The following is a 15,251-nucleotide window of genomic DNA, read 5'->3' as shown; positions in this document are numbered from 1 at the left end:
TTGTTATATAACACTTCAGGTATATTAATAAAATATATCCTTTAAATGTTAATCCCATTTGAATAAAATTATACCCCCTATCATAATAGCTACAGCAATCATTTTTCTCCATTGAAAAGCTACTTGATCAGTTCCAAAAATACCTAATAATTCAATCAAATAAGCAATTATCAATTGAGCTATCAGTATCAGCATAACAGCATAGGCAGGACCTAATGCAGACATACCTTTTACGACTCCAAATATTATGAAAGCTCCCAAAATACCACCGGTAAGGTACCATTTGCTATCTACCTTCAATAAATCTGCAAAGCTTTGTCTCCCAGTAAAGAACCATGCTGATATACAAACCAAAAATCCTGTTATCTGTACAAATGAGTTGGTTACCCATATTGAGGAACTCTCCGTAACTCTAGTATCAAAAACACCTTGGACACTCATAAGTGCCCCTGCAACTATAGCTAATATAATACCCATCATTTATCACCTTTCTCATGAAAATTACTCTTCAAGAGCTTTTAGATTTATTATTACACTGATTGGTATTTATATTCAAAAGAGAAAGTAGAACTTTCCTAATTTAATATAAAATGAGCTATTGCACTTATAACTTAGTACAACAGCTCAAGAATATCATTATATCTAATTTTCACTTAATTTTTTATCAATAGCTTTAGCCGCTTTTTTTCCTGCTCCCATTGCAAGAATAACAGTTGCGGCTCCTGTAACAGCATCTCCACCTGCATATACATTATCTATAGTAGTTTCCATAGTATCTTCATTAACTATAATACAACCTCTTTTGTTAACATCAAGTCCTTCTGTTGTATTCCTAAGTAAAGGATTAGGTGTTTGACCAATAGCTACAACAACAATATCTACATCCATAACTTCTTCGCTACCTTCTATTGGCTGTGGTCTTCTTCTACCACTTTCATCTGGTTCACCCAACTCCATTTTAATGCATTTCATGCCAGTAACATGTCCATCTTCACCAAGTATCTCTACTGGATTTTTTAGTAGATCAAATATAATCTGTTCTTGTTCTGCATGATGTACTTCTTCAATTCTTGCAGGTAGTTCCTCTTTACTTCTTCTATACACTATCTTAACTTCTTTAGCTCCAAGTCTTTTAGCGGTTCTGGCTGCATCCATAGCAACATTACCACCACCTATGACAGCAACTCTCTCACCTATCTTCACTGGTGTAGGACTGTTAGGGAAATCATAAGCTTTCATAAGGTTGACTCTTGTAAGGAACTCATTAGCTGAGTATACTCCATTAAGATTTTCACCTTCTATATTCATGAATCTTGGAAGTCCTGCACCACTACCTACGAATACAGCTTGAAATCCTTCTTCTTCAAATAATTCGTCAATAGTGATTGATTTACCTACAATTACATTTTTTTCAACTTTTACACCTAGATCAGTAACACTTTTCAACTCTGTCTGAACTAAATCTTTTGGCAAACGGAACTCAGGTATACCATACATGAGTACCCCTCCAAGTTGATGAAGTGCTTCAAAAATAGTTACTTGGTAACCTTTTTTAGCTAAATCAGCAGCACATGTCATACTTGCAGGTCCACCACCTACGACTGCAACTTTCTTATTGTTGGATTCTGGTTTTACCACATCTTTTTTATTATTTTTCATATGATAATCAGCAACAAAACGTTCAAGTCTACCAATAGCTACTGGTTCACCTTTTTTACCTCTTACACATTTACCTTCACATTGGGATTCCTGAGGACAGACTCTTCCACATATAGCTGGAAGTCTATTTTCTTTGGAAATAATATTGTAAGCTTCTTCTATATTTCCATCTCTAACCTCTTTTATGAATTCAGGAATCGGAACATTAACAGGGCATCCACCAACACATGGTCTTGTCTTACATTGTAAACATCTTCCTGCTTCTTCCATAGCTTCTTCTAAAGTGTAACCACAAGTAACTTCATTAAAATTCTTTATTCTAACTAAAGGATCCTGCTCCTTCATTTTAACTTTTTCTTTACTCATATTGGGCATTTCATTCACTCCTAATTTCATTTGTATTAGAACTATTTTTTATTCTTGACACCATCCAATTTACATACATGGTCTTCTTCTTCTTTGTAATAGCTTTGTCTTCTCATACATTCATCAAAATCAACTAAGAATCCGTCAAAGTCAGGTCCATCAACACATGCAAATTTTGTTTCTCCACCTACAGTGACACGACAGCCTCCACACATACCAGTTCCATCTATCATAATAGGATTAAGTGATACACCAGTTGGTATATTAAGAGGTTTAGTAACTGAAACAACAGCTTTCATCATAATCAAAGGTCCTATAGCTATAACTTCATCATACTTATTCCCTTTTTCCAATAACTCATTTAGAACATCAGTTACAAATCCTTTTGTACCTTTAGTTCCATCATTAGTAGCAAAATAGATATTGTCACAAACCTCTTTAAATTCATCTTCAAGAATTATGTATTCTTCACTACGTCCACCAATGATAACGTCAACACTAACACCCATTGATTTTAATTTCTTTATTTGAGGATAAAGAGGAGCAGCTCCAACGCCTCCACCTATACCTAATACTCTGTCACATTTTTTAAGTTCAGTTGGCTGACCTAGAGGTCCAACAAAATCATTAATACAATCTCCTTCTTGCTTCTTACTAAGTAATTTAGTTGAATACCCAACAACTTGATATATAATTGTTACTGTTCCAGCTTCTCTGTCATAATCAGCAATAGTTAGTGGAATTCTTTCACCATCTTCATTTACTCTAAGAATAATAAATTGTCCTGGCTCGCATTTTCTAGCGGTAAAAGGAGCTTCTACAACCATTAACTCAACTTGACTATTGATGGTTTTCTTCTTTACAATTTTGTACACTTAAATTACCTCATTTCTATATTCTATTATTTCATTTATATATATTGAACTTATACATATATATATTCATTCAATAAGTTCAATATATTTTCCTTAATTCTATAAGTTGAATAGAACTAAATAATTGCAGTTTCTTTTGTAATTATTTAATTCAACTTATATATATATTGAACTTATACATATATATATATTCATTCAATAAGTTCAATATATTTTCCTTAATTCTATAAGTTGAATAGAACTAAATAATTGAGATTTCTTTTGTAATCATTTAATTCAACTTATAACTCTTTTTTAAATTATATCATAATTTATTATATAATAATAAATGAAATTTCAGTTGTTGACTAATTCTTTTACTTGAAAATGCTATCCAACAATTCTCGGTTTTCTTTACCTCCAAGAATTTCATCTGCATCCTTAGCACTACTTCTACTGAATAGTTCTCTTTTCAACTTAACTCTTAATATCCTTCTAACGGATTTATCAACTCTATCTTCAGATATAATTCCAGAATCAATAGCTTCTAAAATTCCAGTATATCCTTCTTTAAATGGTATAGGCATAAGTAATATGTCAACACCAGCTTCTACTGCTTTTAAACATACTTCTTTTGTTCCATATTGGTTAACTATTGCTCCCATATTAAGAGCATCAGTGATAACAAGCCCATCATAGCCTAATTCCTTTCTAAGGATATCAGTTACGATCTTCTTAGATAACGATGCTTCTGTATTGGTTTCATCTATTAAGGGTGCTTTAATATGTGCTAACATCACTCCATCCACATCAGCCTCAATTCCTTTTTTGAATGGTACAAATTCTATCTCTCTAAGTCTTTCAATATCATGGTTAATAACTACTGAACCTAAGTGAGTATCATTAGTCGTATCTCCATGACCTGGAAAATGTTTAACAACAGCTGAAACATTCTCTTCCTGTAATCCTTTCACACAATTATATACCATATCACCAACTAAATATTCATCACTACCATAAGCTCTAACACCTATAACTGTATTGTCAGGATTAGTATTTACATCTGCCACAGGAGCAAAATTCATGTTAAATCCTAGAGATGATATTTCTCTTCCAAGTATTTTTCCTATTTTATATGCATTTTCAGGTTTTTTAGTATCTCCTATTTCTTTATTATCAGGTAAAATTGTTGCATGCATATTAGGATTCTTAGCTATTCTTGATACTATACCTCCCTCTTCATCGACTGAAATGAAAAGTGGAATTTCTGATGCTTCTTGAATATCATCAATTAACTTTTCAGTTTGAGCTATGGTATCTATATTGTTTTTGAAGAAAATCACTCCACCCAAGTTATACTTTTCTAGTAATTCTCTACCAGAATCGTCAAGCTCAGTCAGAACTGTATTACCATTAAGAGAATCAGCATCTATTATGAACATTTGTCCTATCTTTTCTTCTAACGTCATCCCATCAATTATATCATCTATCTTTTCGTCGTCAGTTTTATCTATTGTATCAATATCCTTAGTTTCTTTATCTTCGCCTACATTTTCATCTACGATTACTTCATTATCTGTACCATTTATGTTCTCTTCTTCTTTAGTTACATTATCATTCTGGTTATTTTCATCAAATGAGCAGCCTGTCATCAAGAAAACTAAAACAACCAACAAACATATTATTCTATTCATTAATTAATCCTTTCTTTTTTTATGTCTAGTTACACTAAGTTGCATAACATAATCAACCGTCAGAAACGGTAAAATACTATATTAAAATTATAGTATACAATATGTCAAAACATATTATATACTATTTTATTAAGTAAAAAAAGGATTTTATTAATTTAATTGTATAAATCGCTAAATTGTATATAGGAAATATTAAGTTATTGATAATAGTCTATTGTTTCAAAAGTAAATGTATTTTCTATATTGATGAATTCCATCACATTAAGATATTCTCTAAGAGTATCAATACATGTGAAGCAAGGTATTCCTAAGTGCTGTGCAAAAGTTCTAAGTTTGAAACCGTCTCTGTTTATATCTTTACCTTTAGTGGGAATATTGAATACCATAATTATTTCACCATTTTTCATTTTATCTCTTACAACATCTATATCATCAGATAATTCAGTACTATTGATTCCCATGTCATTCAGATACTTATTAGTTCCGTCTGTACAATGTATTTTGAACCCAAATTCCGCAAGCTTCCTAATATAGATAAGAGCTTCTTCCTTACTTTCATCATTAATTGATATTAATACATCGCCTTCATCATAAAATTTATATCCGGCTGCTACAAAAGCCTTGTATAGAGCTTTCTCATAACTGGAATCAATACCTAATACCTCACCTGTAGATTTCATTTCTGGAGTTAATGCAACATCTACATTATTTAACTTGACAAATGAAAATACAGGAGCTTTTACTGCAACTAAATTAGTTGTCTTTGCAAGATTGATGCCATAAGGCATATCTTTTAATTTATCTCCTAATATAGTTTCCATAGCTATCTGAACCATAGGTATCTTAGTTACTTTACTAAGTATAGGTACAGTTCTCGATGCTCTTGGGTTAACCTCTATGATATACACTTCTTCATCTCTAACAACAAATTGTATATTCATGAGTCCAATGACTTCTAATGCTTTTGCAATCTTCTTAGTATAACTTATTATGGTATCCATCACTTCTTCAGATAAAGTCTGAGGAGGATACACACATATACTATCACCTGAATGAACACCTGTCCTTTCAATATGTTCCATGATTCCAGGAATCAATATATCTTCTCCATCTGATATGGCATCTACTTCAACTTCTATACCTTCTATATATTCGTCTATAAGTATTTGATAATCTGATGATATGGATGCAGCTTCATTCAAATATTGTTTTAAATCATTATCATTTCTTACAACCATCATTGCTCTACCACCAATGACATATGAAGGTCTTATAAGAACAGGATAATTTATTACATTAGCTACTTGTAATGCTTCTTTAACAGATGATACAGAACTTCCCTTAGGTCTATTTATATTCAATTGATTCAATAACTTATCAAATCTCTCTCTATCTTCTGCAACATCAATAGAATCTACAGAAGTTCCAAGTATCTGAACCCCATTTTTAACTAGTTTTGGAGCGAGATTGATAGCTGTTTGTCCACCAAATTGAACTATTACACCTTTCGGTTGTTCTTTTCTTATCACATTAAGAACATCTTCTATGAAGAGAGGTTCAAAATATAATTTATTGGATATATCGAAATCTGTACTCACTGTTTCAGGGTTATTATTGATGATAATTGATTCATATCCCAGATTTCTAATAGACCACACAGCATGAACTGAGCAATAATCAAATTCTATTCCCTGCCCTATTCTAATAGGTCCTGAACCTATTACAATTATCTTTTCATTTTTACTTATTATATTTTCATTTTCATTCTCATATGTGGAATAATAATATGGTGTATGGGATTCGAATTCAGCTGCACAAGTATCAACCATCTTGTAAACTGGATAAATATTGTAAGCTCTTCTTAATGTATCTAGTGTTTCGTAAGACTGTTTTGACAAATCTAATATCTCAATATCTGTAAATCCTAGTTTCTCAGCTTTCTCTAATAGTTCTTTAGTAAGTAATTGAGATTTCAATTCTTTTTCTACAGAAATTATATTCTCTATTTTATATAAGAACCATTTATCTACTGATGTTATTTCATTAATAGTATCTACCGATATTTTCTTTCTTAACGCTTCTGCTAGAACAAAAATACGTTGGTCATCAACAACTTTTAATTTGTTGTAGATTTCTTCTTTCGTCAACTTCTCCAGGTCTTCTTTTCTGAGTCCCGTTTCTTTTCCCTCTAGGGATATTACCGCTTTTAATAAAGAACTTTCAAATGTCCTATCAATAGCCATTACCTCACCAGTTGCTTTCATAGCTGTACCTAATTCTCTATTGGCGTAGTCAAACTTGTCAAAAGGCCATTTAGGAATCTTAGTAACTACATAATCAAGAGCTGGTTCAAATGAAGCCTTTGTCTTCTTGGTTACTGCATTATCTATTTCATGTAGATTAAGTCCTATAGCTATCTTAGCTGCAATCTTAGCAATAGGATATCCTGCAGCTTTTGAAGCTAATGCCGAAGAACGACTAACTCTAGGATTAACTTCTATGACAATATATTCTTTACTCATAGGGTTAAGAGCAAATTGCACATTACAGCCACCCTCTATTTCTAGTGCTTTGATTATCTTTATAGAAGAACTTCTAAGCATATGATATTCGTTGTCAGTTAAAGTCTGAGATGGTGCTACAACAATACTATCTCCAGTATGAATACCTACAGGATCAATATTTTCCATATTACAGATAATGATGCATGTATCATTACTATCTCTCATAACTTCATATTCAATTTCTTTCCAACCTGCCACTGACTGCTCGACTAGAACTTGATTGATTCTACTGTGCATTAGGCCTGTGTGTAAGATGTCTCTCAATTCTGATTCATTATTAGCAATTCCACCACCAAGACCACCTAATGTATATGCAGGTCTTACTATAATAGGAAATCCGATATCTTTGGAAAATTCTATTCCATCTTCTATATTACAGATGATTTTACTTTTTGGAATGGGTTCATTGATTTCAATCATCAAATTTCTGAAGCTCTCTCTGTCTTCAGCCTTTTTTATGGTTTCAAGAGAAGTGCCAAGTAGTGTTACATCATATTTATCTAAAATACCCGCTTCTTTTAATTCAACAGCCATATTAAGTCCCGTTTGACCACCTAATGTAGGTAAAATACCGTCAGGTCGCTCTTTTTCTATAATATAATCTAGTGCTTTGACAGTAAGAGGTTGGATATAGACTTTATCTGCGATATTATCATCTGTCATTATCGTTGCAGGATTACTATTAACCAAAACTACTTCTATACCTTCTTCTCTTAAAGCCTTACAAGCTTGAGTTCCTGCATAATCAAATTCTGCTGCTTGACCGATAACAATAGGTCCAGAACCAATAACCAGCACTTTTTTTACATCTATATTCTTAGGCATTTTATCACCCTTTCTTTATCCTTTTACATATTAATTGCTTTAATCCAATCTCTAAAAATATAATGGCAATCTTCTGGTCCTGGTCCTTCTTCTGGATGAAACTGTACTGTTTCTATATTGTAATAAGAAGAACTGAATCCTTCAATGGTATTGTCATTAACATTGATAAAAGTCTTTTCCATATTTTTAGTAAAACTACTTTCTTTTACTGCATATCCATGATTCTGGGATGATATAAATACCTTACCAGTATTTATGTTCATTACAGGATGGTTGCTCCCTCTATGTCCGAATTTCAGTTTATAAGTATCTGCTCCAAGAGCAAGTGCAATAATCTGATGTCCAAGACATATTCCGAAAACAGGTAACTTACCTATTATTTCTTTCACAGTTTCAATTGGTATATTAGCTTCCTTAGGATCGCCAGGTCCATTGGAAAATAGTACTCCATCTAAATCATATTCAATAATCTTCTTAGAACTAATGTCATAAGGAAAAATATAAATATCACAGTCAAGACTTGCAAGCTGGTCAATTATACCTGATTTTACTCCAAGATCAACAACACCAATTTTTTTACCTGACCCTTCAATATGTTTAATATCTTTTCTAGATACCTGTTCAACAATATTACTAGGGAACCTATAATCATTTAATTTCTCTAATACCCTATCTACATTCTCAGTAGTTATAATACACTTCATAGTTCCTTTTTCTCTTATCTTCTTAGTTAACATTCTTGTATCAATATCATATATACCAGGGATATTGTTTTCTTTTAGATATGTATCAATATCTTTTTCACACTGCCAATGGTTAGGATTAACTGAGTATTCCTTAACGACAAATCCTGAAACTCTAATACAGCTCGATTCCATATCTTCATCATTTATACCGTAATTACCAATCAAAGGATATGTCATTGTAACCACTTGCCCTGCATAAGAAGGGTCTGTCAATATTTCCGTATATCCTGTCATTCCAGTATTGAAGACCAACTCACCACAAACAGTAGTATCAGCTCCAAAACCTTTTCCTTCTAGCACTGTCCCATCTTCAAGAATTAATTTAGCATACATTAAATCTCTCCTTCCAGGACACTACCAAGTATTGCAATAGCAGAATCTATATCATCTTTTTTTACGATAAGAGGTGGCACGAACCTTATTATACGTTCACCTGAACCAACTAATAGTAATCCTTTTTCCATACATTTTTTGATTACATCTTTTACAGGGATATTCATCTCCATCCCTTTCATCAATCCATGTCCTCTGACATCAGTAATGAACTCATATTTATCTTTTAACTCATTTAATTTCTTGGTCAAGTAATTTCCTTGCTCCTTAACATTATCTAGAAAGTCATTTTTAGATATTTCTTCTAATACGACTTTTGCAGCTGTACATGCTAAAGGATTACCACCGAATGTACTTGCATGATCTCCAGGGTTGAACCCCTTGGCTATCTCTTCATTAGCTATAACTGCTCCAATAGGTACTCCTGAGCCAAGACCTTTCGCTAGTGCTACTATGTCAGGTTTCACATCATATAATTGATATGCAAACATTTCACCTGTTCGTCCCATACCACATTGGACCTCATCAAATATCAATACGAGATTATTCATATCACATATATCTCTAACTTGTTTTAAATACTCCTTGTTAGCAGGTCTTATACCTCCTTCACCTTGAATTGGTTCGAGCAATACTGCACATGTATTATAATCTATTGCCTGTAATAAGGATTCTATATTATTGAACTCTGCATATTTGACACCTGGAAGTAATGGGTCCAGTCCTTTTTGATATTTGAGCTGACCTGTAGCGGTAACTGCTCCATATGTTCTACCATGAAAAGAATTCTTCATTGTGATGATTTCATTTTTATTGTCACCCAGATTTTTCTTAGCATATTTTCTTGCTAATTTCAGAGAGCCCTCAATAGCTTCAGCACCACTATTACAGAAAAACACTTTGTCAAGTTTGCTATGTTCTACCAACAACTCCGCAGCTTCTATAGCTGGTTCATTCCAATATAGATTAGAACAATGGATTAATTTCTCCAATTGTTGTTTTAGTGCCGCGATTAATTTATCATTCTTGTAACCAAGACAATTAACTGCTATACCCGCAACAAAATCTAAATATTCATTGCCCTTATTATCATACACTTTAACTCCTTCTCCTTTTTCTATGACAATAGGAAACTGAGCATATGTATTCATAAGTAATTCTTTACCTTTATTTATAAGTTGTTCCATTTGACACCACCACTTTCATTAAAATAGTATTAAGCTCCATAAAACATAGTTCCTACACCGCTCTTTGTAAAAATTTCTAACAATAGGCTATGTTCTACTCTTCCATCAAGTATGTGTACACTTTTTACTCCTTTATGAATTCCCGATGCACAGCATTCAGCTTTTGGAATCATTCCACCGCTTATGACTCCTTGATCAATGTAATTTGGTACTTCTGAAACATCTATCCTTGATATCAGAGAAGCACTATCATCAATATCTCTAAGAATACCTTCTACATCTGTTAGGAATACCAACTTTTCAGCACTTAATGCTCCAGCTATTGAACTTGCCGCATAATCAGCATTGATATTGTATGTATCACCATTATCATCAGTCCCAATAGGTGCAATTACTGGTATGTATTCATTTTCAAGTAGAGTTTCAACTAGTCCTGTATTGACTTTAGTGATTTCACCTACATATCCAATATCATAACCTGCAACTTCTTTTTTTGCTACCTTTAAGGTTTTACCATCTTTACCACTTATACCAACTGCGTTGATATCATGATTTTCAATAAGCTGTACTATGTCTTTATTAACTTTTCCTGATAATACCATCTCCGCAACCTGAACTGTCTCATCATCTGTAACCCTAAGTCCATCTATAAATTTACTCTCTTTACCTATCTTGCTTAACATGTTACTTATTTCTTTTCCTCCACCATGAACTATAACTGGCTTGAGTCCCACTAATTTCATTAACACGATATCTTGTATGACTGAAATTTTAATGGCTTCATCCACCATGGCACTACCACCATACTTAATTACTACTATATCACCATTGAATTTTTTAATATAAGGTAAGGCTTCTACCAATACTTTAGCTCTTTGAATGTATTTTTTCATCATTATCCTTCTCTCCAATCAAGTTCTATATTCTCCATTGATTTTTACGTATTCATAACTAAGGTCACATCCCCAAGCCTTTGCTTCACCATTGCCTTCTTCCATTTCTATTTCTACGATGATATCTCTTTCACTGATAATAGATGCTGCGTAATCTTCATCAAAATCTATAGGTAATCCATTTTCTACGAGAGTAATCTTCCCTTTGTCACTTACATAATGCAAACTTACCTGATTAGGGTCGAATTCTGCACTTGAATAACCCATAGCGCATAGTATTCTTCCCCAATTGGCATCTTCACCAAAAAATGCTGTTTTTACTAGATTAGAAGTTATGACTGATTTACTTAGTAACCTTGCATCTTCTTTATTTCTAGCTCCTTTTACAGATACCTCAATAAATTTAGTTACACCTTCTCCATCAGAAACAATCAGTTTTGCTAGATAAACATTTATATGATCTAACGCTTCTTTGAAAATTTTATAATTATCGTTAACTTCATTTATTTCTTCATTACCAGCTTCACCATTGGCTAATAGAATAACCATATCATTAGTACTTGTGTCACCATCAACGGATATCATGTTATAAGAATCTTTTATACTGTCTGATAATGCTTTTCTAAGTAGAGTTTTAGATATCTTGATATCAGTTGTAATGAATGAAAGCATTGTAGCCATATTAGGATGAATCATTCCTGAACCCTTAGCCATACCGCCGATAGTCACTTTTTTCCCATCTATCATAACAGTAACTGCGATTTGTTTACTGTATGTATCTGTAGTCCTAATAGCATTAGCGGCATCATCTGCTGATTCTTCAGTATGTTTAATCTTATCTGATAGGTCAGATATTCCGTTACATATTTTATCTATTGGTAGTTTCACTCCTATAACACCTGTAGAAGCTACCAAAACTTCATCCTCATTTATTCCAAGAGCTTGTCCGGTTTTCGTAGCCATCGTATTAGCATGAATCATACCGATTTTACCTGTACAAGCATTAGCATTTCCACTGTTAACAACGATTGCTTTGACTTTGTTACCATCTTCATATATCTTTTTATTCCAGAGTACTGGTGCTGCTTTAACTACATTTGTTGTAAATGTTGCAGCCATATTGGCTGGGGTTTCTGTATGAACTATAGCTAAATCCTTATTTTTTCTCTTAGCGCCACAGTGTATTCCACCTGCCAAATATCCTTTTGCTGCAGTTACACCGCCTTTTATTATTTCCATATTGTCATCACCTTTCATAAATGTCTATTTCTAATTAAATTGGGAAAGAGGGAATCATTTCAAGTCCTTTATTTTCTTCAAGTCCAAATATTATATTCATATTCTGAACAGCTTGACCAGCTGCACCTTTTATTAGATTATCTATTGCGCCTAGCACAATTATTCTATTAGTTCTTTCATCTATCTGAAAATTGATATCACAGTAATTGGAACCTTTTACCCATTTAGTTTCTGGAAAGACTCCTTCTGGTAGAAGTCTGATGAACTGTTCATCCTTATAACACCCTTCATACACTTCTTTTATATCTTTATATGTATATTTCTTGTCAAGACTAGCATAAGCCGTTATAAGAATACCTCTATTCATAGGAATGAGATGAGGAGTAAAAGAAATTGTAATATTACTGTCTCCTGCGATACTAAGTTCTTGTTCAATTTCTGGTGTATGTCTATGTGATGCAATTTTATATGCTTTTATGGAGTCATTACATTCTGTAAAATGAGTTCCTAGATTGAGCGCTCTTCCTGCTCCAGTAACACCTGATTTTGCATCCACTATAATGGAATTCTTATCAATTATATTGTTCTTGACTAACGGCATCAGCGACAATATACTACAAGTCGTATAGCAACCAGGATTAGCGATTAAATCAGCTTTCTTGATTTCTTTTCTTTTCAATTCACATAATCCATAAACAGCTTCATTAATTAGTTGAGGACTACCATGAGAGACGCCGTACCATTTCTCATACACAGATAAATCATTCAATCTATAATCTGCACCTAAATCAATTACTTTAGTTTTCTGTAGAATCTCTGCTGATATTTTGTTAGATGCTATACCATGGGGTAATGCAATGAACAGTACATCTACTTTCTTAGATATTTCATCAATCTCTATGTCAACTAATTTATCTGATGTTATACCCATATAATTACCATACACTTGGTTATAATTAGTATCTTTATATGTTCTAGATGAAATCACCTCAACTTCACAATCTGGATGTTGTATTAATAATCTCATTAATTCTTGCCCTGCATAACCTGTAGCTCCTATAATACCTGTCTTTATCATAAAATCACCTCTTGAACTTTTTAATAATTATACATTATAATTTATATTTATGCAATAGAATTTAATAATATTCAAAAATTTCTTTCATAGCCAAGAAATCTATTGATTCTATCTATATTTAATTGTAAAATATGATATACTATAATGATATAAGGGGGAATTCTAATGGAAAATTTTGTGATTACGTTAAGTTATAATTATGTCCTTTTCTTTTTATTTAATTTGATTTTTACAGCTTTAATTATAACTTTAGAAAGAAAATCACCTACTACTACACTTGCCTGGCTTTTATTTATGATTATGGTTCCTGGAATAGGATTTATTTTCTACTTGATTTTCTCTCAGAATATATCTAAAAGGAAAATATTTAAATATACATCAGAAGAAAGCAAATTATATAAATCCATTCTCAATGAACAAAGAAAAGAATTTGAGAATCATTCATTTAAATTCAATGATAAGTCCATGGCAAATTATACTGATATGATACTCTTTCATAATAAATTAAGTGAATCTTTTTATTCACAAAATAATGATATTGATATTATCACAGATGGGAAACAAAAATTCCAAGTATTATTCGAGGAATTGAAAAAAGCTAAAAATCATATTCACATAGCTTACTATATTATGAAAAACGATACCATCAGCTATGAATTGTATGATATTCTTAAACAAAAAGCTCGAGAAGGTGTGAAAGTCAGGTTACTAGGTGACCATATTGGTTGCAGGCACATAAAAAGCAAAACCTATAAAGAGTTAAAAGAAGCTGGAATTGAAGTTGCACTCTTTTTCCCCTCAAGATTTAAACTTATTAATTCAAAAGCCAATTATAGGAATCATCGTAAGATTGTTGTTATTGATGGCGAAGTTGGTTTTTTAGGCGGGTTTAATGTTGGTGATGAATATCTAGGACGTAACAAACGTTTTGGATATTGGAGAGATACTCATTTAAAAATTAGAGGTGATGCTGTTGTTGGATTACAAATGCGATTTCTACTTGATTGGAGAAACGCTTCAAAAAAATCATTAGAATCTTCTCTGGATTACTTCAAAAAATCTCCAAGTCCATCAGTTGGTAAAATCGGTATGCAGATAGTATCCAGTGGACCAGATTCCATTAATGAACAGATAAAACATGGGTTCATTAAGATGATATCTTCTGCCAAAAAATCTATTATCATACAGACTCCTTATTTTATACCTGATGAAAGTATCCTGGAAGCATTGAAGATCGCATCTGTATCTGGTGTTGATGTACGTATAATGATTCCTAACAAACCAGACCATATGTTTGTTTACTGGGCTACTTATTCTTATATTGGTGATTTATTAAAATATGGTGTTCGTGCCTTTACTTATGAAAATGGTTTTTTACATTCCAAAATGATAGCTGTAGACGGAAAATTATCTTCTGTTGGAACTTGTAATTTTGATATTAGAAGTTTTAAATTGAATTTTGAAGCTAATGCTTTCATATATGATAGACAAACTACCAGAAAATTAGAAAGGCAATTTTCAAAAGATCTTTTATTATGTAACGAAATAACTAAAGAATCATATACACATAGATCTCAAAGAATCAAAACACGTGAGACTATCTCAAGATTGTTTTCACCTATATTATAACTATAAAGTATATTAACAATTATAATTGAGGAAGTAACAACATTAATACTTTTATGTGGTTGCTTTCTTTATTATTATATTTATCAACTTTCCCTTCTTCTTCATCTTTCCATTTATATTCATTGTATAAAATTGCTAAAATATCTAAATATCATATAAATTTTTGTTATCATATGTATAATAT

11 protein-coding genes are annotated in these 15,251 nt (G+C 32.2%); 1 reads left to right on the top strand and 10 read right to left on the bottom strand.

Features of this window, described 5'->3' with window-relative positions; translation table 11 throughout:
* Positions 1–48 precede the first annotated feature (48 nt).
* The 10 genes from QMG30_RS18255 to argC form a co-directional block, all read right to left on the bottom strand.
* Positions 49–477: a DMT family transporter gene (locus QMG30_RS18255; protein WP_309298655.1), complete on the bottom strand. Its 429-nt coding sequence runs from the start codon at positions 475–477 to the stop codon at positions 49–51.
* A 165-nt stretch (positions 478–642) separates the two neighbouring features.
* The gene (gene gltA, locus QMG30_RS18250; RefSeq protein WP_281817868.1) at positions 643–2,034 is read right to left on the bottom strand and encodes an NADPH-dependent glutamate synthase; all 1,392 of its coding nucleotides are present in this window, start codon (positions 2,032–2,034) and stop codon (positions 643–645) included.
* A gap of 32 nt (positions 2,035–2,066) precedes the next feature.
* Positions 2,067–2,900: a sulfide/dihydroorotate dehydrogenase-like FAD/NAD-binding protein gene (locus QMG30_RS18245; RefSeq protein WP_281817866.1), complete on the bottom strand. Its 834-nt coding sequence runs from the start codon at positions 2,898–2,900 to the stop codon at positions 2,067–2,069.
* A 356-nt stretch (positions 2,901–3,256) separates the two neighbouring features.
* On the bottom strand, positions 3,257–4,573 hold the full coding sequence (locus QMG30_RS18240; protein ID WP_281817864.1) for a glycoside hydrolase family 3 protein: 1,317 nt from the start codon (positions 4,571–4,573) through the stop codon (positions 3,257–3,259).
* A gap of 197 nt (positions 4,574–4,770) precedes the next feature.
* Positions 4,771–7,962, bottom strand: a complete 3,192-nt coding sequence (gene carB / locus QMG30_RS18235) for a carbamoyl-phosphate synthase (glutamine-hydrolyzing) large subunit (RefSeq protein WP_281817862.1) — start codon at positions 7,960–7,962, stop codon at positions 4,771–4,773.
* Between the two features lie 23 nt (positions 7,963–7,985).
* Positions 7,986–9,041, bottom strand: a complete 1,056-nt coding sequence (carA, locus tag QMG30_RS18230) for a glutamine-hydrolyzing carbamoyl-phosphate synthase small subunit (protein ID WP_281817860.1) — start codon at positions 9,039–9,041, stop codon at positions 7,986–7,988.
* Positions 9,041–10,228, bottom strand: coding sequence for an aspartate aminotransferase family protein (locus QMG30_RS18225; protein ID WP_281817858.1), 1,188 nt, complete (start codon positions 10,226–10,228; stop codon positions 9,041–9,043). Before QMG30_RS18225 ends, carA begins: the two co-directional genes overlap by 1 nt.
* A gap of 29 nt (positions 10,229–10,257) precedes the next feature.
* Positions 10,258–11,121, bottom strand: a complete 864-nt coding sequence (argB, locus tag QMG30_RS18220; protein WP_281817857.1) for an acetylglutamate kinase — start codon at positions 11,119–11,121, stop codon at positions 10,258–10,260.
* An 18-nt stretch (positions 11,122–11,139) separates the two neighbouring features.
* A complete protein-coding gene (gene argJ, locus QMG30_RS18215) occupies positions 11,140–12,360 on the bottom strand; it encodes a bifunctional ornithine acetyltransferase/N-acetylglutamate synthase (RefSeq protein WP_281817856.1) in 1,221 nt (406 codons plus the stop codon).
* 34 nt (positions 12,361–12,394) lie between these two features.
* A complete protein-coding gene (gene argC, locus QMG30_RS18210) occupies positions 12,395–13,438 on the bottom strand; it encodes an N-acetyl-gamma-glutamyl-phosphate reductase (protein ID WP_281817853.1) in 1,044 nt (347 codons plus the stop codon).
* Between the two features lie 165 nt (positions 13,439–13,603).
* Between argC and cls the strand changes: the two genes are divergently transcribed.
* Positions 13,604–15,067 (top strand): cardiolipin synthase, encoded by a 1,464-nt coding sequence (gene cls, locus QMG30_RS18205; protein WP_281817851.1) that lies wholly within the window; start codon positions 13,604–13,606, stop codon positions 15,065–15,067.
* The last annotated feature ends 184 nt before the right edge of the window (positions 15,068–15,251 follow it).

Origin of the sequence: Vallitalea longa (assembly GCF_027923465.1) — a bacterium.
Lineage (GTDB): Bacteria > Bacillota > Clostridia > Lachnospirales > Vallitaleaceae > Vallitalea > Vallitalea longa.
Note: the sequence above shows the minus strand (reverse complement) of the source record. Positions and strands in the feature narration are given on the sequence as shown.